The following is a 19,115-nucleotide window of genomic DNA, read 5'->3' on the forward strand; positions in this document are numbered from 1 at the left end:
CGGCGGCCTGAGGCCGGACGACGAGGGAATCGACCCGCATGTGCCGCTGGATCGCCTATCGGGGCCGCACCATCCCGCTGGAGCATTACGTCACCGAGCCGGCCCATTCCCTCGTCTCGCAGAGCATCAAGGCGCTCGAATCGACGGCGGCGACCAACGGCGACGGCTTCGGGCTGGGCTGGTACGGCGACCATTCGGAGCCGGGCCGCTATCGCGAGGTGCAGCCGGCCTGGTCGGACGACAACCTGCGCTCCCTGTGCCGCCACCTGCATTCGCACCTGTTCTTCGCCCATGTGCGGGCGGCCACCGGCACGCCGATCACCCGGCCGAACTGCCATCCCTTCGCCTGCGGGCCCTGGCTGTTCATGCATAACGGCTACATCGCCGACTGGGCCCGTCTGCGACGGCCAATCGAGACGCTGATCCCGGACGAGCTCTATCCGGCCCGTGCCGGCTCCACGGATTCGGAGGCGATGTTCCTCGCTCTGCTCGGCAGCGGGCTGATGGGGCCGGAGCCCTACCGCGACCCCGTCGAGGCCACCGCGCGGATGCTCTCCGCCCTGACGGAATTGGTGGGCGGCAGCGATGGCGGCCTGCCCTTCCGCTTCACCGCGGCGCTCGCCGACGGCCGCGACCTATACGCCTTCCGCTACGCCGCCAACGAACCCGCCAACAGCCTGTATTACCGCCAGTCCGAGGATGGCGTGGTGGTGGCCTCCGAGCCCCTCGACCAGGACCACGCCACCTGGGTCCCCGTGCCGGGCAACAGCGTGCTGATCGCCCGCAAGGACGAGCGGGTCGAGATCGTCGGCCTGCAGGATTATGGCCTCGCCCCCCGAGCCGGCCTGCCCCGCCTGCAGCTTCAGGCGAGCGCCTGAGCGCGTCGGTCTGCCGGAAGCGCTTACGCAATCCCATTCGGAAGGCCGATCACGGCTTGCAAGCGGCGCCGCCCGCCTGTAGACGCACCGGATCCGCCGCCCGGTTCGCAGCGAGGCTCAGCCCCAAAAGGCCGCCAGCCCCCGACCGGCCTTCGGATCAGGAGGGGTGGCCGAGTGGTTGAAGGCGCACGCCTGGAAAGTGTGTATACCGGCAACGGTATCGCGGGTTCGAATCCCGCTCCCTCCGCCAGATCTTCTTCCCATCGCGACGTCATTCCCCCTCGATGACATGAGCCCCCGAGCCCGTCACGGCCTTCGGGATACGGGCCGATCCGCATCGCCTCCGGCTCGTCAGAAGAGCGAAATGAGGACGATACCGGCCACCATCAGCGCGGCGCCGCCGAGCCGCGACGGGCCGGCCCGCACCTGCTTCATGCCGACCCAGCCGAAATGGTCGAGCGCCACCGAGGTCAGGAGGTTGGCGGTGATCAGGAGGCCGTTGAAGGCGCCGGCGCCGACCTTGTCGACGAAGAGCAGGCCGGCGAACACCGCCACCGCGCCGGTGAGACCGGCGAGCGGCATCCACCAGCGCACACCCTCGATGTCGCTTCGCTGCGGCAGCGGCTTCGGGCGCAGCAGGAAGACCAGCACGAAGACGAACACCACGGGCAGGAACGAGACGAGCGCCGCGAGCCACGGGTTCACCAGGGCACCGCGCAGCTGCGCGTTCCAGACGACGCCGATGGCCTGGAGCGCGCCCGCGACGACGATGAAGGGGTAGAGCAGCCTCGGGTTCAGGCCATGGCCGGCCTCCTTCGCAGCGCCCTTGTCGGGGGTGACCCGGGCGATGAAGGTCACGCCCACAGCCATGAGCAGGCCTCCGAGCCAGGGCATGAGCTTGAAGCCGCCGCCCTGCAGACCGAAGAGGCCGAGGGAATCCATCGCCAGCGAGGTCAGGATGTTGGCGGTCAGCGTCAGGCCGTTGAAGGGGCCGGCGCCGACCTTGTCGACGAAGGCGAGGCCGCCGAACACCGCCACCGCGCCCGCCACGCCGCCGAGCGGCGCGTACCACGGCATGGCCGCGAGGCTGTTGAGGCTCGGCAGCGGCGTCGGCATCAGCAGGAACAGCGTCGCGAAGACGAAGACGATGGGCAGGAAGGAGACGGAGGCCGCCAGGAACGGGTTGACCAGGCGCCCACGCAGCTGCGCGTTCATGGAATTGCCGAGCGCCTGGAGGGCGCCCGCCACGATGATGAAGGGATAGAGCAGGGCGGCGGTCACGCGGGCACTCTCCGGGGCGGGATCAGACGAGGATCAGGGCGGCGAGTGCCAGGGCGAGGGCCGGCGGCATTATGAGGAATCCGAGCTTCAGGAAGGCGAAGGCCGACACGTCCTCGCCCTCGCGCCGGATCGCGGTGAGCCAGAGGATGGTCGCCAGGGAGCCGGTGACCGAGAGGTTCGGCCCGAGATCGACGCCGATCAGGATCGCCCCGGCGACCTTTTCCTGCACATGGGCCGCCTGAACCGCCGCACCCGCCAGGAGGCCCGCCGGCAGGTTGTTCACGAGGTTGGAGCCGAAGGCGACGATGGCCCCGCCGGCCCAGGCGGTCGCGTCGGGATCGCCCTGCGCGGCCCGCTGCAACAGGTCGGCAAGCATTTTGAGGACGCCGGTCTTCTCCAGCGCCTCGACGAGCACGAACAGACCCGCCACCAGCGGCAGCACGCTCCAGGACACGTCCTTCACGACCTCCACCAGGCCGCCGCGGTTGATCAGGAGGACGACGAGGCTGGTGGCGAGGCCGGCAATGAAGGTCGGCAGGCCGAGCTCGAGACCCGCCGCGGAGGCGCCGATCAGCGCCGCGCCGGTGGCGACGATGCCGAAGGCGGCGACCTTGCCGCCGAGCACGAGGCGGGGTGTCTCGACGTCGGTGGCGACCGTCTCGCCCTTGAGCCGCGCGTTCTGGGTGAGGCGCAGGGCGACATAGGTCGCCACGATGGCCAGCACGGAGGGAAGGGTGAAGGTCGCGAGCCAGCGCCCGAGAGGGGGCATGTGTTCCGCGAACACGACGAGGTTGGCGGGGTTGGAGATCGGCAGCACGAAGCTGGCGGCGTTCGCGATGAAGGCGCAGACGAACAGGTAGGGCAGCGGCTCCTTGACCCCGGCCGCCTTGGTGGCGGCGAAGACGGCGGGCGTCAGCACCACGGCGCAAGCGTCGTTCGACAGGAACACCGTCACCACCGTGCCGACGGCGTAGACGAGCAGGAACAGCCGGGTCGCCGAGCCCTTAGCGGCCCGCACAGCATGGGCGGCGAGCCAGTCGAACAGCCCCTCCTTCCGGGCGATCTCCGAGAGCAGCATCATGCCGACGAGGAACAGGTAGACGTCGGTACCCTTGGCGACGCCCTGCAGGGCCACCTGCCAGGGCATCAGGCCGAGGACGACGAGCAGGAGGGCGCCCAAGGCCGCCCAGATCGCCTCGGGCCAGGAAAAGGGGCGCAAGATCACGCCGAGGGTCGCCAGTGCGGCGATGATCCAGGTCGTCAGGTGGAGGGGAAGCCCCCAAGCGGCAGCCACGATCGTCGTCTCTCATCATCGGGAAGGGTGAGTGGCCGGCGCATGGCCGGCGCGGGTGTCTCGGAGCGTGCCGCTTACCATTGGCGTCCGGCCCGGTTGGGGCCGAGCTGGTCGCCGCGCACGCCCTTCTGAAGCCACGCCCGGATCCGGAAAACGTCGCTGCCCGGCCGGTCGGGGATGGGCGGCTCACCCAGGGGACATGCGGCCATGTCGGGCGGCTCGATCACGTCGGTGTCGACGAAATCCGGCCCGTGTCCCGACCAGCGCGCGTCCGCCGCCTCGACCTGGAGGCTTCTCGCGCCCGGAGGCCAGGGGATCCGGGCCTCGAAGCTGCGGGCCGAGACGCGCTTCATCGGCGTCCATGCCCCCCTGTCGACACGGCAGCGGCAGACGAGCAGCTCCCGGTCGGAGAGCACGAGAGCACGCACGCGGATGCGTCCCCGTGCATCACGGGTCATTCCACTGCTCAGCGGCGTGGCCGGCCGGGTCGCGAGCCGGCGGTCGGCGGGGCTGGTGATCAGGACGAAGGGCAGCGTCCGGTCCAGCGCCCGGAAGCGCCAGCTCGTCACGGGGCCGTCGATGGCCAGGACCCCGTAGCCGACCGAGCCGTCCTCATTCTGGCCGACGGAGCGGGCCGCCGCGTAAAGGGTGCGCCCGTCATGCGCCAACTCGTTGTAATGGGTGTGGCCCATCTCCACGAGGCGCACCCGGCCCTCCCAGATCAGCCCGGCAACGTCCAGTCGATCCCCCAGCACGCGCAGGTCGTCAGGATAGGCGTGCATGAACACGGCGCAGGGCTGCCCACGATCGGCCGCGGCCGTGATCTCGTCCGAGAGCCAGTCGGTTTGCGGGCAGCCGAGGCGGAAGTCGAGGCCGATGCCTTTACGGCCGAAGCCGGCGCTGACCATGTCCAGGAACAGGCAGTGCACGCCCGAGAATGTCTCGGCATAGTAGTATTGCGAAACGTCCTGCTCGACCTCAGGCTGGGGGAGGACGTTGGTGACCGGATCGTGCCGGCCGCCCTGTCGGCTTCCCGCGACGGCCAGGAACAGCTCGTGAAACGCGCTCATCGAACCGTGCTGGCGGTCGTGATCGCCCGGAATCAACCGGATGGGCAGAGCCGGATGACTCCTCAGGGCCGCCTGTAGAACCGCGTATTGGCCAGCCCGCCCGTCTTCCGCGATGTCGCCGGGAAAATAGACGAAGTCGAAGGCGTCGCGGGGCGCGATCCCCGCGATCTGGTCGAGGATGGCAGCGAGGTCACGGGCATTGGCCTGATTGCGGCCCGTCAGGTGAAGGTCGCCGACATGCAGGGCGACGAAGGGATCGCGTCCTTTCGCTTTCGCCTTCGGGCTCGCGGTGGCCATCTCAGGCACCCGAGCTCACGACGGTGCACACGAACAGGCTGCCGGAGGCCGGACAGGGGCTCCGCTTTTCCATCTCGCAGGCTCCGTCGTTGATTGCCCCGGCCCTGCCGGGACGCAGCGCTGCGATGCGCAGCCGCGGCTCAAGTTGCGGCCGCCGGCCTCGTTCCCGAACGATCCATCACAAATCTGTGATCGCAAACGAAATAAAGAATATAGCCTCGAAACCAGCAACACCGGAGAGATCGCAAAAGAATTGGCGGATCCATCTAATTGAAATCGCTGATACCGGGCGTGCCTGCGCCGCAGGGCCTCCAGTCGGCCTCCCCTCAATCGGATGGCGAGAGCATCGCACCGTCATCGCAGAGCTGAAACCGAAACCGTCGGCGGAATGGGCCTCACACCTCCGGCGGGGCGCCGGCATTGCCCTCGTGCCGATCCCGATGTGCGGCGGCGCGGGCGAGCAGCAGCAGGGTGACCGGCGTCGTGACCGTGAGGAACACGCCGATCAGGGCATCGCGCAGAACGATGCGCCCCTCGATCAGCGACAGGAGCAGCATCGAGGCGCACAGGATCAGGGCCATGCCCAACGTCGCCCCGAGCGTCGGGGCATGGACGCGCTCGTAGAATGTCTTCAGGCGGATGAGGCCGAAGGCCCCCGTCAGCGAGAAGCCGGCGCCAGTGAGCGCAAGCAGGACCACGAGCCAGGCGGCCCAGGCAGGCAGTTCGGCACCGCTCACTGGATCACCTCGCCCTGCATCAGGAACTTGGCCAGCGCCACGGTGGCGGTGAAGCCGATCATGCCGATGATCAAAGCCGCCTCGAAATAGAGGCTGCTGCCGGTGCGCATGCCGTGGACCACGATCGCGAGCATGCCGTTGAGGTAGAAGGTGTCGAGGCCGAGGATGCGGTCCTGGGCGCGGGGGCCGCGCAGCATCCGCCAGGCGGCGAGAGCCATCGCCAGGACCAGCATCCCCTGAGCGAGGGCGAGGCCCCAGTCGAGCACGGTCGCGGCGCTCATGCCAGAACTCCTGCGAAGATCGCCATCAGGGGACGCTCGTAGCGGTCCTTCACCCGGCGGACCCATTGGTCTTTGTCGGTATCGTCGAGCACGTGCATGAGCAGGCACCCGGTGTCGGAATCGTACTGGACCCAGAGCGTGCCGGGCGTGGCGGTCAGGATGATCGCCAGCGCCGTGAGGCCGAAGGGCTCGCGCATGTCGAGAGGGATGGTGACGAAGCCGGTGCGCCGCTCGCCGCGGCGCAAGCCGAGGATGATCCGGGCGACGTCGATATTGGAGCGGACCATGTCGTAGAGGACGGTCACCAGCAGCCTCACCGCCGTGCCCGGCGCGCGCAGCCGCGCGGTTCGGGGGCGCAGCGCCCGCATCACCGCGGGGACGGCGAGGCCGACGAGGAGCGCGAGCAGCACGCCGCCGCGTGTGGGCGGGGCGTTCAGCAGCAGCCAGGTCAGGGCGAGCCCGGCCGACAGGAACGGATAGGGCAGGATGCGGCTCATGATCCGCCTCCCTCCGGGCCGCCGAGGACGGCACGGACATAGTCCCCCGGCTGGGTAAGCCAGCGCACGGTCTCGTCGGCATAGGCCAGGGCCGGGCCGCCCCACAGGGCGAGCGCCACGCAAGCGCCGAGCAGCCCGGCCAGGGCGATGAATTCAGGCGCGCGCAGTAACGGCGGCGGGTCGTCGCTCGGCACCCAGAGGCTGAAGATGCCCAGCCGCACCAGGGGCATCAGCGTGCCCAAGCTGGACAAGGTGAGGGCTACGATCAGCACCCAGGCCGAGGCGGTCATGGTTCCGGTGGCAAGGCCTGAAAATATCGCCAGCTTGCCGACGAAGCCCGCGAGCGGCGGAACCCCGGCAAGCATCAGCGTGCAGAGCAGGAAGCTCACGCCGAGGATCGCCACCGCGGCGGGAATGGCGCGGCCGATCTCGGTGGCGCCGGCATCGTCGAAGGGGTCGCGGTACTCGTCGGCGAAGACGGGCTGGACGGCCTCCGCCGGGTCGCGGCCCCGCTGAAGGACCTCGGCGAGCAGAAACAAGGCGCCGGCGGCAAGCGTCGAGCCGACGAGATAGTACAGGGCCCCCGAAAGCGCCCCACCGCTGCCGGTGCCCAGGGCCGCGAGCACCGTTCCCGAGGAGATCATCACCCCATAGCCCGCCGCTCGGGTGAGGTCCCGCGCGGCGAGGATGCCGATGGTGCCGTAGGCGATGGTGGCGAGCCCGGCGGCGAGGATCCAGCTTAGCCCGAAGCCCTCGGACAGGCCCGTCCCGAACAGGAGCAGGCTCAGACGCAGCACGACGTAGACGCCGACCTTGCTCAGGATCGCCAGCACCGCCGCCGCCGGTGCGCTCGCCGCCGCGTAGGTGGTCGGCAGCCAGAAGCCGAGGGGCCAGGCGCTGCCCTTGATCAGGAAGGCGATACCCAGAATCCCGCAGCCAACTTCGAACAATGCGAGGTCGCCCGCGGACGGTGCCGTGAGCCGCCGGGCGAGGTCAGCCATGTTGAGGGTGCCGAGGGTCCCGTAGATCAGGCTGACGCCGATCAGGAAGAACAGCGAGGCGACGAGGTTGACCGCGATGTAGCCGAGCCCCGCCCGGATCCGCGTCTCGCCCGAGCCGTGCAGGACGAGGCCGTAGGAAGCCGCCAGCATCACCTCGAAGAACACGAACAGGTTGAACAGGTCGCCGGTGAGGAAGGCGCCGTTCACTCCCATCAGCAGCAACAGGAACAGGCCGTGGAAGCGCGGCCCCGCCCGGCCCCAGCGGGCGAAGGAGAAGACGAGGGCAAAGAGCCCGAGGGTCGCGGCAAGCGCCAGCATCACCGCCGAGAGCCGGTCCGCCACCAGCACGATGCCGTAGGGCGCGGCCCAGTTGCCGAGGCGGTAGACCTCCGGCGCGTGGCCCGCCCGGCCGACTAGGACGAGGGCGACGCCGAGCAGGACCAGGACCGTGGCGAGGCTCAGGCCCGCTTTCAGGCGATGCCGGCGCTCGTCCAGCAGGAACATCGCCCCGGCGACCGCGATCGGCAGCACGATCGGCAGGACGACGAGGTGCTCCGACCAATGGCTCACGACGGCCGCGTTCATCGCGGAGGCGTTCATGGATGCGGATTCCCGGGATGCGGCTCCGCCTGGTGCGGCTCGCGGCCATCCACATGATCGCTGCCGGTGACGCCGCGGGCGGCGAGCAGGACGACGAGGAACAGTGCGGTCAGCGCAAAGCCGATCACCAGCGCGGTGAGGACCAGGGCCTGCGGCACCGGATCGTCGACGGAAACGATGTCGGCGCCGGCGCCGAGTACCGGCGGCGCACCGACCGTCAGCCGGCCCATGGCGAAGATGAAGAGGTTGACGGCGTAGCTCAGCAGCGAGAGCCCGAGCACGACCTGGAAGGTGCGTGGGCGCAGCATCAGCCAGACGCCGGCGGCGGCGAAGACGCCGATGCCGAGGGACAGCACGAGTTCCATCAGGCGTGCTCCTTGCTGGCAGCCCGCTCCATCTCGGCTTCCGTGGCGCGGGTGCGGCGCAGGGACTGGTGGGCGAGCGCCACCAGCATCAGCGCGCTCGCCCCCACCACCAGCACCATGATGCCGAGATCGAACAGCAGGGCGCTCGCCACCGGCACCTTGCCGATCAGCGGCAACTCCCAGTAGGCGAAGTAGGCGGTGAGGAAGGGGCGCCCGAACAGCCAGGAGGCCGCACCCGCCAATACCGCGACCAGCAGGCCGACACCGATCCAGGCGATCGGCTGGATGCGCAGGCGCTCCTCCACCCACTGCGCACCGCAGGCCATGTATTGCAGGATGAAGGCGACGGTGAGCGCGATGCCCGCCGCGAAGCCGCCGCCGGGCAGGTCGTGCCCGCGCAGGAACAGGTGCAGCGCGAGCAGGACGATGAAGGGGAACAGCCACGTCATCACCATCCGCGGCACCAGGAGGGCATCGGCGGTGGTGTGGCCCGGCTCGCGGCCCTCCCGAGCACGATCGTAGGCGTCATGGCGCAGTTGCTGGGCCGGCCGCTCCAGGCTGTCGGGGGCCGGGCGGAACCGGCGCAGCAGCGCGAAGACGGTTAGGCCGACGATACCGAGCACACAGATCTCGCCCATCGTGTCGAAGGCCCGGAAATCCACCAAAAGCACGTTGACGACGTTGCGCCCGCCCGCCTGCGGATAGGCCTCCTCCACGAACCAGCGGCTGATGCCGTCCACCGCCGGCCGGGTCATGACCGCGTAAGCGAGGCCAGCGAGGCCGAAGCCGGCAAAAATCGCGATGCCGAGGTCGACGAGGCGACGGCGGCGCGCCCGCGCTTTCTCGGAAGCCGGGGCGGGAATGGCCTCGTCGCGCTTGGGCAGCCAACGCAGACCGAGCAGCAGCAGCACCGTTGTGACGATCTCGACGAGGATCTGCGTTACCGCGAGATCGGGCGCCGAGAGCCACAGGAAGGTGAGGCTGCTCACGAGGCCCGCCCCGCCGACGAAGATGGCCGCGGACAGCCGGTGGTATTTCGCCCGTTCCGCAGCACCGACCGCGCAGGCCGCGCCAACCAACCACATGAGGGCGAAGGCGGGATCGAAATCGGTGACCCGGCCAGGGGCGAACAGGTCCAGCCCGCGCGCGACGCCCGCCGCGATCGCCGCCAGCAGGGCGGCGAGGAACAGGATGCGCAGTTGCGGCTGCAGGCGCTCCGCGCCGAACTGGGCCTCCAGAGCACGGGCCGCCCTGACGAGGCCGGTCATGCCCCGCTCGAACAGCCACCCGCCGTCAAGCCGGTCCATCAGCCAGGGCCCGCCGCGGGGATTGGTGTTGATGCGCCGCCCGAACATCCCATAGAGGGCGACCCCGCCGACCAAAGCCAAGATGCTCATGACGAGCGGCGCGTTGAAGCCGTGCCAGATCGCGAGATCGTAGTCCGGCATCCGGGCGCCGAGCACCGTGCGCGCCGCGCCGGCGAGCACCGGCCCGATCGTGAGGTTCGGAACGAGGCCGATGGCGATGCAGGCCAGGACGAGCAGCTCGATCGGGATGCGCATCCAGCGCACCGGCTCGTGGGGCGCGTGCGGCAGATCGTGCGGGGCCGGCCCGAAGAAGGTCTGGCGGATGAAGCGCAGGGAGTAGAGCACCGTGAAGGCGGAGGCCAGCGTCGCCAGGAACGGCAGGGCGAGGTTGAGCTGGTGCCCACCCGCATTGTCCGCCGCCTCCGCCAGGAACATCTCCTTGGACAGGAACCCGTTGAGGAGGGGCACGCCCGCCATGGCCGCAGCGGCAACCATGGCCAGGGTGCCGGTGTAGGGCATCGCCCGCCACAGGCCACTGAGGCGGCGCATGTCCCGCGTCCCGGTCTCGTGGTCGATGATCCCGGCCGCCATGAACAGCGACGCCTTGAAGGTCGCGTGGTTCACCGTGTGGAAGATCGCCGCCACGACGGCCAGCGGCGTGTCGAGGCCGAGCAGCAGGGTGATCAGCCCGAGATGGCTGATGGTCGAGTAGGCGAGAAGCCCCTTCAGATCGTGCTGGAAGATCGCGCTCCAGGCGCCCACCAGCATCGTCGCCATGCCGGCGCTGCCGACGATCCAGTACCATTCGTCGGTGCCCGAGAGCACCGGGAAAAGCCGGATCACCAGGAAGATGCCGGCCTTCACCATGGTGGCCGAATGCAGGTAGGCGCTGATCGGCGTCGGCGCCGCCATGGCCCGCGGCAGCCAGATGTGGAACGGGAACTGCGCCGACTTGGTCAGCGCCCCGGCGAGGATCAGGATCAGAGCCGGCGTATAGAGTGGGCTCGCGCGGATCGCATCGCCCGCAGCCAGCACGGCGTCGAGGTCGTAGCTGCCGGCGATGCGACCGAGGAATACCGCGCCGACGAGCAGGCAGAGGCCGCCGGCCGCGGTGATGGTGAGCGACATCCGCGCGCCGTCCCGGGCGGAGGCGTTGTCGGACCAGTAGCCGATCAGCAGGAACGAGACGATGCTGGTCAGCTCCCAGAACACCACGAGCTGGATCAGGTTGCCGGAGAGCACGATGCCGAGCATCGCGCCGACGAAGGCGAGGAAGTAGCAGAACAGCCGCGGCACCGGATCCGCCGCGGCCATGTAGTAGCGGGCATAGAGCACCACGAGCGCGCCGATCCCAAGCACCAGCATCGCGAAGAGCCAGGACAGCCCGTCGAGGCGCAGGACGAAGCGCACGCCCAATGTCGGCAACCATTCGACCACCCAGGTGACGGGACCGCCGTGGGCAATCGCGGGATAGAGCAGCCCGATGCAGGCGAGGCTCACCAGCGTCACGCCTCCCGCGACGCTCGCGGCAACGTTGCGCGCCTGTCGCGGCAGGCAGATCGCGACGAGGCTGCCGAGGAAGGGCAGGATCGCAGCAGTGGCGAGGAGCAGCTGAGGCGGCATCAAATCCGGCGAGAACGGCGGCGGGCGGGCATGGACAGGGGGACATGGACAACGCCTTCCTCGGGCGGGACCGATGTCCAATGGGTGCGGAAGCGCTTCGGACGGAGCGACGCCCGGGTCGGACCACGGATGCCGCGCCTAAGGTATAGGGACGAGCAGGCGTGACGGCGAGGGAAGCGGGCCCGGTTTCATGGGGGCAGCGGCCCATTTGGCGCCGTAGACCTCAGAAGCGGGGCGACACCGGCCGGGACGTCCGATCCGATCCCTTCTGGCGCGAAGCACCCGTTTGCGCGCCCTCCCTAGGGGCAGCGCGTGTCGCGGATTGATTTCCCGCCGCGGTCATACGCCGGTTGTCCGGCGCGGCCCGAAGGCCGTGCGCAGGACCAGCCATTTGTCCTTCGGGATGTGACATGGCGCACAGAGCCATGTCGGGTGCCCGTATTCACCCGGCAGAAGATGGGACTGGCAGTGCGGCCTTCAGCCGGAGGGCGGCGTGAGGATCAGCCTGCCGCGAAAAACGTCTTTCTGATCGTTGATGCCCGCGCAGCCATAGTCCTGCTCCCCCGCCTTCAAGGTCCGCAGGCGCAGCACCCCCTTGCCGTTCTGCTTGACGGTGTAGCCGTCACCGCTGGCGACGTGGGCGAGATCGCCATCGTGGTGGAGCACCTGATCGTTCTTGAATTGGTTCGGCGATGTGATGATCACCGGCGACTTGGCGTGGCTCGAGATGTTGATCGTGACGTTCGTGTCTGCCGGCAGGCGCAACTCGGCCGGCGCGCAGACCGCCTTCCCATCCTTGTCGCTGATCGTCAGGTCCACGGACGGCATGGATGCGCTGGCGGGCGGCGTGTCCGGCTTGCCCTGAGCCGCCGCCGGGCTCACGGACAGGATCGCCGCCGCGAAGCCCATTCCGAACAATCCGACCTTCGGCATCTCAATCTCCCGGACCACGCGACACGCAGGGTGGGAAGGCCGATGGCGAAGCCCGAGTTCCTGCCCGCGACGTCCTGCCCGCGCCTCTCCTCGGCGCATCATCCGAGCCCGGAGCAGGCCGCCGCGAAATCGCCGCTCCACCGGAACGGTCGCGGTGGAAGCCAGCATTCCCTGCGAGAGGCGCGGAGGCCGATACACCGCCGGAAGCGTCGTCACGTCGAGCGGAGGCACGACATGGACGTTCAGAACATGCTTCGGAACGCGATCACGGCCGAGCTGAAGCGTCAGGCCGAGATCGACGGATAGGCGCTTTCCGTCGGGGCCGTAGAGCCCGGCTTCCTCACCGGCGACCGGCGCATCGATCTCGATGCACTCATCATGGTCATCACCGGCGCCGTGGCCGGCGGCTCATGATCCAGCCCGCAGGGACCCGCACGATCCGATCCGAAGGTGTCAGGCTGGAGGCTTGGGCGCGCTTGTCCCGCTCAACCGCACCACCGACATGCAGGATCGGATCGCACCCAGCACGGAAAGCGCGTCCACGCGCGGCGCGGACCTCTGATTTGCGTCCGCGTCGGACCACGAGCGACGGAAAGCCATGTCTTCCAGAAAATTGAGGGTGACCGGGAGCAGCCCGGAACGCCGGCCGGAGATTTCCGCCGAGATTGCCGCGCGTACGGGCATCGACGACGTTCTGATCGAGAGGCTCGTGCGCGCCTTCTACGGCCGGGCAGCAAAGGACCCGCTCCTCGGCCCAATCTTCGATCGCCACGTCGCAGACTGGGAGGCCCATATCGCCAAGCTCTGCGACTTCTGGTCATCGGTCGCGCTGATGACGGGGCGCTATCAGGGCACGCCCATGACGACGCACATGCCCCTGCCGCTCACCCCGGAAGCCTTCGACCGCTGGCTGAACCTGTTCTCACAAGCCGCGCGGGAGGTGTGCCCGGAGGTCGCCGCGAACCACTTCATCGAGCGCGCGCACCGCATCGCCAGCAGCCTGGAAATGGGCGCCGCGACCCGACGCGGCGAGCTCGTCGCGCCCCGCCAGCCGCCCGGAGCCGTTACCGCACGGGATCCGTGAGGCGGAAACCTCGCCGTGTCCGCCTCTCTGCTCGTGGCGCGAGGCCGAGCGGGAGGATTCAGCGCCGGGGCGCGCCGCCCGAGCGTGTGACCGTTCCGTCGGGCGCTCCCTCGCGCCGGTACTGGGCGATGGCCGCATCCACGATCTGCTCCTGATGGGCAGCGAAGAGCGTCATAACGTTCCCACTCGGATCGTCGGCGAGGGCATGAATGGCGTCGAAGCCGATCCGGCAGGGGATCAGCCTGCGATCATCCGTGATCGAGAAGGACACGTGATCCGGCATCGTCTTGTCGATCCCCGCTTCAAATCCGGATATTCGCATGCGCCTTGATCCATCCTCGTGGCTTTCCACAGGAAGCCACGAGGATAGGCAAGGTTTGGTCAGGCCAAAGCGCGAGCCTCGGCATCGCCTGATGCGTCGGGAGGACAGCGGACAAGGGGCCGCATCAGAGAAACTTGGCGGCAGCACACGGAATTGATTCAGCATCGCACATGCCGGTCTGATTTCAGGATCAGCCGAAGAACATTCGCCAGGAAAGATAGGTCTATGCACCGCGTGGTTCTCAGCGTCACCGCCCTCGGTTGCCTGCTCTCGGGCGCGGCGAGCGCCCAGACGCCGCCGCCGGGCATCCCGGGCAGACCCTATCCGCCGGGCACCATTATCCAGCGCCAGACCAACACTACGGGCAACAGCGTCGACTACGTCATTGCCCCCGGCGCGACAGGCGCCGACACGATCACCACCAACTCGGCAGCCGGCGGCAATGCCGGACAGCCCGAGCGGGCGATCCCACAGGGCAGTGGAGGAGGCGGTACCGGCGGCAGCAGCCGCTGACGCCGCGCCGCGGAGGAGCTTCCCGATGTCATTGCGCTCCGAGACGCCGCCCCCGCCGGCCAACCGTATTCCGGAAGCCCCGCCTCCCTCCGAGCGCCCGACCGCCGCGCAGTTGAAGGAGGCGATCGATGCGGGACGTACCGGGGACAAGATTCCGGCCCACGATCCGGGATTGTCGCCGCTCGGAACCGACGACGAGGCGGCCGGTGCGCCGCCGAGCCCGTCCCGCGTCGCCCTGGCACGGGAGGAGGAGAGCAGCCCGCGGCGCCGACGTGTCGCGCGGATGCAGACGGGCTACGGCCGCAACCGGGGCGTCCTTCTCGCCTATGTCGGCATCATCCTGGCCATCGCGATCGTCCTGGGGCTGGCCTTCTGGCTCCTGTCTTAGCGGGCGTAGCCCGCTAAACCTGCCCACCGCCCCCACGCCGGCCGAGGGGCAGATCGACCACGCAGCGCAAGCGGGACGCATCCAGCTCAAAGCTGGTCTTGGCACCGAGGGCGTAGGGCAGCGCCTGCTCGATCAGTTCGCGCCCATAACCGCCATGCGCCAGGGGCGCCTGCCGGTCCGGAAGCTGTTCGAGGCCGGTCTCCAGCCATTCCAGCCTGAGCCGTTGGCCATCCTCCTCCTCGCGCACCGTCCAGGTGACGTCGAGCCGCCCCTGCTCCGCACCGAGCGCGCCGTATTTCCGCGCATTCGTCGCGAGTTCGTGGATGGCGAGTGCCAGGGTCTGCACTGTGGAGTTCCGCAGCCGTGCCTCGGGCCCTTCGAGGCGAATGCGGTCACCCATCGCGTGGGCGCCCAGGGCCTCCAGTTCCGAACGCAGGAGACTGCTGATGGTGATGCGCTCTTCATCGGCCCGCGAGAGGAGCCCCTGCACGCGGGACAGCGCTTCCAGGCGCTCGTTGAAGGCTTCGTGAAAGCCTTCCAGGTCAGTGCTGGACGCTCGGGTCTGCCGCGCGATCGAGCGCACCACCGCGATCAGGTTGCGGGTGCGATGCTGCAGCTCGGCCACCATCACCTCCTGCCGCTCTCGCAACCGGCGCAGGTCGTCGATGTCGGTCGAGGTGCCCAACCATTCGAGGATGCGCCCCGCTTCGTCGCGCAGCGGCATGGCGCGTGTCTGGAACCAGCGGTAGCGATCCTCCTCCGCGTGGCGGATGCGGCCTTCCATCTCCAGTCGCCCCGTCTTTTCGGCGGTCGACCAGAAGGCCAGGGCGGCTTCGCGATCGTCCGGATGGAGGGCCTTGAGCCAGCCCATCCCCCGGCTCTCCTCGGCCGCCTGGCCGGTGAAGGCGTTCCATTGCGGGCTCGTCCAGGTCCAGTGGCCCTCCCCGTTCGCCCGCCAGATGAGCTGTGGCACCCCTTCGATCAGGGCGCGCAGACGCGTCTCGCTCTCCCGCAGCGCTTCCTCGGCACGCTTCCAAGCGGTCACGTCGACGAAGGTCATCACGACGCCGGCGATGTAGTTGTCGATGCTGCGATAGGGCAGCACCCGTACCATGTAGCGCGCGTCGGTCTCCGGGTTGCCGACCTCGCGCTCGACCAGGTTGAGCGTGCGCAGGACGCGCCGGGCGTCCTCCAACAACTCCTCGTAGGTCACGCGCGCCTTGATGTGGCTGATCGGCCGGCCCTCGTCGGAGCCGATCAAGTGGAAGATCTCGGCAGCCGCCGGGGTGAAGCTCGCGATCTTCAGATCGTTGTCGAGAAAGACACTCGCGATCTGGGTGCTCTCGATCAGGTTCTTCAGATCGCTGTTGGCCCGCGAAAGCTCGTGCACCCGGTGCCCCAGCTCGCCGTTGACGGTCGTTAGTTCCTCGTTGATCGATTGCAGTTCCTCCTTGGAGGTCTGCAGCTCCTCGTTGGCGGCCTGGAGCTCCTCGTTGAGCGCTTGGTATTCCTCGTTGGAGGCCTTCAGCTCCTCGTTGGTGGTCTCGAGCTCCTCGTTGGTCGCCTGCAGCCTGTCCTTGGTGGTGCGTAGCTCCGCCTCGAGCCGCTGGGTGTGGTCGGCCTGTTCCGCCGAAGCGTTGGCGCCGATCCCGGCCTGCAAGAGGCGCGGGCCGTCCCGGAACAGCACGAAGAAGCCCCGCGGCGAGCCCGGTCCTTCCTGCACCGCCTCGACCACAAGATCGACGATGAGGCTCCCCCCGTTCTGGCCCACGCGCAGGTCTTCGACATGCACGGTGCCCCCCTCCCCCGCCGCCTTGGCGAGGGCGGTGCGCAGCTCGAGCCGCAGGTCCGGATGCGCGAGTTGCAGGACATTCAGGCTTGCCGCGCCGCCGGCGGGATCGATGAAGCGTCCCAGGCGGCCGGAGAAGTGGAGGACGTTATAGCCCTCGTCGACGATGACGTAGGCCGGCGCATAGCGCTCCGCGAAACGTTCGGCCCGCCGCGTCAGGGATGCGCCGGCGACGAGCGGCGGTTCGGACCCTGCGCTGGGAACGCTGGGCGGGAGCTGGCCGGCGGTCGGAAACGGAAAATTCGGCAGCGTCCGCGTCGCGCTTTCCTGGCGGCGGAAGATGCGGGAGCGGTGGCCGACGGGGGCGAAAAGCTTCGGGTGGCGCGAGACATTCTCGGAACTTCCGAGGAAGAGGTAACCCTGCGGCTTCAAGGCGAAGTGCAGGAGCGGAATGACCTGGCTTTGAAGCTCGGCATCGAGATAGATCAGCAGGTTGCGGCAGGAGACGAGGTCGATCCGGGAGAAGGGCGCGTCCTTCACGATGGAATGCTGCGAGAAGATGCACATCTCCCGCAGCTCCTTGACCACGCAGTAGGTGTTCCCCTCGCGCACGAACCAGCGGGCGAGCCGCTCCGGCGTCAGGTCCTGGGCGATGCTCTCCGGGTAGCGCGCGGCCCGCGAGGCGGCGAGCGCCCGCCCGTCGAGGTCGGTGGCGAAGATCTGGATCTGCGGCACCACCTCCAGGCTCGCCATGTGCTCGCGCAGGAGGATGCCGAGGGAATAGGCCTCCTCCCCCGTGGAGCAGCCGATCACCCAGACGCGCAGCTGGTCGCCCCGCCCCTTGCCGGCGAACAGCTTCGGGATGACCTCCCGTTCCAGAAGCGCGAATTCCTCCGGATCGCGGAAGAAGCGGGTGACGCCGATCAGCAGGTCGTTGAAGAGCTGCTGCACCTCCTCCGCCTTGGTGCGCAGCACCTCCAGATAGACATGCACGTCGTCGACCTGGACGACCTGCATCCGGCGCTGCACGCGGCGGATGAAGGTGCCCGGCTTGTATCCGTGGAAGTCGTGGCCGGTGCGGTTGCGCAGGATCGCGGCGATGGACGACAGCGCCGAGGCGACGTCGTGGTCGGCGGCCGGGTGCAACGAGCTCACGCCGCCGCGGGCGAGATCGGCGACATAGGCCGTGATGCGCTCGGCGAGCCCTTCGACGGTGAGCACCATGTCGGCGAGGGCGGCCGGGTCGGTGCTGACGGCGAGATGATGCGTCCGGCTGTCCTCCGTCTCCTCCGCCAGGGCGAGGCCGCCCGCATTCTTGATCGCCTTGGCGCCGAGCGTTCCCTCGGAGGCGGTGCCCGCGAAGATGACGGCGAGGCTTTGCGCCTCCTCGACCTCCGCGAGCGAGGTCAGGAAGCTGTCGATGGTGCCCCGCTCCCCGACCTGCTGCTGGGCGGGCCTCGTGCGGAACAGACCGTCCCGCAGCGTCACGATGACGTTGGCCTCCGGCAGGTAGGTGCGGCCGTGCTCGATCGGCGTGCCGTCCGCGATCGGGGTCAGCGTGCGGCCGCTCTCCTGCGCGACGCGGGCGAAGCGCTCCTCGTCCAGGGCCTCGCGATGCTGGAGGATGATGGCGACGGCCGCATCCTCCTGGGGCGGCAGCAGGGTCAGCAGCGTCTCGAGCGAGCGGGTGCTCGCGCCGGAGGCGCAGAGGGCGATGAAGACCGTGGCCCCGTCCAGGCGGACATTCTCCGTGGGCGGCATCCCTGTCATCGTGTCTCCATCCCCTCGCCCGCTTCGGCCGTGAAAGCACCGGGCCGGCGCCGCGTCACGAGGCTTCGTCGGCGGTGCCCGCGGGCCGCAACGAATGCAGAACGGCACGGCGAAGCGTCTCGGCATAATCGCGATACTCGCTGGCGCGGGCCTCGTACATCTCCGCCACTGCGCGCCGGCCGGTCCGACGGCCGTCCTCGGCCATGCGTTGAACCAATTCCGCCCGCTCCTCGATGATCCGCAGAGCGACGCGCAGGGCTTCGTCCACGCGATCCTCCTTCTCATAGGCGAGCGCTTCGGCCGTGAAGGCGTGGCCGACCTGGCAGCGGAAGCGGAGCGGCTCGCCCACCTTGACCTGCGAGAGCACCCCGCCGCAATCGGGGCAGGTGAGGGCGGCGGGGTCCGCGATCCGCGCCAGCCGCGCCGTGTCGATGCGCCCCCCGGTGGCGATGTCGATCTCCATGCGCAGCTCGTCCGGCACGGGGACCTGCGCCCCGGCGCTCTCGTGCACGAGATCGACGACGGTGGGGCCGATCTTGGCGCTCGGCACGCAGAGATCGACTGTGGTCGCCTCCATGGCGCGCCGGGGCATCTCGTCCGCCGTCGCCTCTTGGGGATCCTGCACCACGGTGAAACCGCCGCAGCGGCGGACGGCGTTCAGGCCCGCGGCGCCGTCGGAGAGGAGGCCGCTCAGGACGATGCCGATGACGCGGGGCCCGTAATGCACCGCGGCGGAGCGGAACAGGGGATCGATGGCCGGACGCGACAGGTTCTCGCGCGGGCCGCGCCCGAGCCGGAGATGGCCGTCATGGAGGAGGAGATGGGTGTCCGGCGCGGCGACATAGACCGTCCCGGGCTCGACGGGCATGCCCTCCTCCGCCTGCCGGATCGGCAGGGCGCAGGTGCCGGTCGCCAGAGAGGCCAGCATGCCGCTGCCCAGCGTCGGCATGTGGACGACGACGAGGACGGCCGCCGGCAGGTCGGCCGGCAGGCTGCCCAGGATGGCGCGCAGCGGCGCGAGCGCTCCGCTCGATCCCCCGATCACGATGATGTCGCGGTTGGTCATGAACGGCCTCGCCGACCCG

At 69.2% G+C, this 19,115-nt stretch carries 17 protein-coding genes and 1 tRNA gene; 5 read left to right on the plus strand and 13 right to left on the minus strand.

The window, feature by feature from the left end; genetic code table 11:
* Positions 1-38: 38 nt before the first annotated feature.
* Together MFF21_RS13300 and MFF21_RS13305 are read left to right on the plus strand one after the other, a co-directional pair.
* Positions 39-878, plus strand: a complete 840-nt coding sequence (locus MFF21_RS13300) for a class II glutamine amidotransferase (RefSeq protein WP_238311601.1) — start codon at positions 39-41, stop codon at positions 876-878.
* A gap of 160 nt (positions 879-1,038) precedes the next feature.
* Positions 1,039-1,128, plus strand: a tRNA-Ser gene (locus tag MFF21_RS13305).
* Between the two features lie 101 nt (positions 1,129-1,229).
* Here MFF21_RS13305 and MFF21_RS13310 read toward each other — a convergent pair.
* The 10 genes from MFF21_RS13310 to MFF21_RS13355 form a co-directional block, all read right to left on the minus strand.
* Positions 1,230-2,159 (minus strand): DMT family transporter, encoded by a 930-nt coding sequence (locus MFF21_RS13310; RefSeq protein WP_238311602.1) that lies wholly within the window; start codon positions 2,157-2,159, stop codon positions 1,230-1,232.
* Between the two features lie 22 nt (positions 2,160-2,181).
* Entirely contained in the window at positions 2,182-3,453 is a 1,272-nt protein-coding gene (locus MFF21_RS13315) for an arsenic transporter (RefSeq protein WP_238311603.1), read from the minus strand.
* Between the two features lie 74 nt (positions 3,454-3,527).
* Positions 3,528-4,820: a metallophosphoesterase family protein gene (locus MFF21_RS13320; RefSeq protein ID WP_238311604.1), complete on the minus strand. Its 1,293-nt coding sequence runs from the start codon at positions 4,818-4,820 to the stop codon at positions 3,528-3,530.
* Positions 4,821-5,215: 395 nt separating this feature from the next.
* Positions 5,216-5,557, minus strand: a complete 342-nt coding sequence (gene mnhG, locus MFF21_RS13325) for a monovalent cation/H(+) antiporter subunit G (protein ID WP_238311605.1) — start codon at positions 5,555-5,557, stop codon at positions 5,216-5,218.
* Positions 5,554-5,838 carry a K+/H+ antiporter subunit F gene (locus MFF21_RS13330; protein ID WP_238311606.1) on the minus strand — a complete coding sequence of 95 codons (285 nt, stop codon included), beginning with the start codon at positions 5,836-5,838 and terminating at the stop codon, positions 5,554-5,556. The genes mnhG and MFF21_RS13330 overlap by 4 nt, the downstream gene beginning before the upstream one ends.
* The gene (locus MFF21_RS13335; RefSeq protein ID WP_238311607.1) at positions 5,835-6,335 is read right to left on the minus strand and encodes a Na+/H+ antiporter subunit E; all 501 of its coding nucleotides are present in this window, start codon (positions 6,333-6,335) and stop codon (positions 5,835-5,837) included. The genes MFF21_RS13330 and MFF21_RS13335 overlap by 4 nt, the downstream gene beginning before the upstream one ends.
* Complete coding sequence (locus MFF21_RS13340; RefSeq protein ID WP_238311608.1) at positions 6,332-7,936, minus strand: monovalent cation/H+ antiporter subunit D; 1,605 nt, start codon at positions 7,934-7,936, stop codon at positions 6,332-6,334. Before MFF21_RS13340 ends, MFF21_RS13335 begins: the two co-directional genes overlap by 4 nt.
* Positions 7,933-8,301: a Na+/H+ antiporter subunit C gene (locus tag MFF21_RS13345; RefSeq protein WP_238311609.1), complete on the minus strand. Its 369-nt coding sequence runs from the start codon at positions 8,299-8,301 to the stop codon at positions 7,933-7,935. The genes MFF21_RS13340 and MFF21_RS13345 overlap by 4 nt, the downstream gene beginning before the upstream one ends.
* Positions 8,301-11,231: a monovalent cation/H+ antiporter subunit A gene (locus MFF21_RS13350; RefSeq protein WP_238311610.1), complete on the minus strand. Its 2,931-nt coding sequence runs from the start codon at positions 11,229-11,231 to the stop codon at positions 8,301-8,303. Before MFF21_RS13350 ends, MFF21_RS13345 begins: the two co-directional genes overlap by 1 nt.
* 477 nt (positions 11,232-11,708) lie before the next feature.
* Positions 11,709-12,140 carry a cupredoxin domain-containing protein gene (locus tag MFF21_RS13355; RefSeq protein WP_238311611.1) on the minus strand — a complete coding sequence of 144 codons (432 nt, stop codon included), beginning with the start codon at positions 12,138-12,140 and terminating at the stop codon, positions 11,709-11,711.
* Positions 12,141-12,762: 622 nt separating this feature from the next.
* Here MFF21_RS13355 and MFF21_RS13360 point away from each other — a divergent pair.
* Complete coding sequence (locus tag MFF21_RS13360; protein ID WP_238311612.1) at positions 12,763-13,248, plus strand: group III truncated hemoglobin; 486 nt, start codon at positions 12,763-12,765, stop codon at positions 13,246-13,248.
* Positions 13,249-13,306: 58 nt separating this feature from the next.
* Here the strand turns inward: MFF21_RS13360 and MFF21_RS13365 are convergent, their stop codons facing one another.
* The gene (locus MFF21_RS13365; RefSeq protein ID WP_238311613.1) at positions 13,307-13,735 is read right to left on the minus strand and encodes a DUF1488 family protein; all 429 of its coding nucleotides are present in this window, start codon (positions 13,733-13,735) and stop codon (positions 13,307-13,309) included.
* Between the two features lie 60 nt (positions 13,736-13,795).
* Here MFF21_RS13365 and MFF21_RS13370 point away from each other — a divergent pair, with 60 nt between their 5' ends.
* Both MFF21_RS13370 and MFF21_RS13375 read left to right on the plus strand, forming a co-directional pair.
* Positions 13,796-14,083 (plus strand): hypothetical protein, encoded by a 288-nt coding sequence (locus MFF21_RS13370; protein WP_238311614.1) that lies wholly within the window; start codon positions 13,796-13,798, stop codon positions 14,081-14,083.
* Between the two features lie 25 nt (positions 14,084-14,108).
* A complete protein-coding gene (locus tag MFF21_RS13375) occupies positions 14,109-14,471 on the plus strand; it encodes a hypothetical protein (protein ID WP_238311615.1) in 363 nt (120 codons plus the stop codon).
* 13 nt (positions 14,472-14,484) lie between these two features.
* Here the strand turns inward: MFF21_RS13375 and MFF21_RS13380 are convergent, their stop codons facing one another.
* Both MFF21_RS13380 and MFF21_RS13385 read right to left on the minus strand, forming a co-directional pair.
* Complete coding sequence (locus MFF21_RS13380) at positions 14,485-18,021, minus strand: CheR family methyltransferase (protein ID WP_238311616.1); 3,537 nt, start codon at positions 18,019-18,021, stop codon at positions 14,485-14,487.
* 64 nt (positions 18,022-18,085) lie between these two features.
* Positions 18,086-19,096: a chemotaxis protein CheB gene (locus tag MFF21_RS13385; RefSeq protein ID WP_238311617.1), complete on the minus strand. Its 1,011-nt coding sequence runs from the start codon at positions 19,094-19,096 to the stop codon at positions 18,086-18,088.
* Positions 19,097-19,115: the final 19 nt, after the last annotated feature.

The sequence above is a fragment of the Methylobacterium organophilum genome (assembly GCF_022179465.1).
GTDB classification, from domain to species: Bacteria; Pseudomonadota; Alphaproteobacteria; order Rhizobiales; family Beijerinckiaceae; genus Methylobacterium; species Methylobacterium organophilum.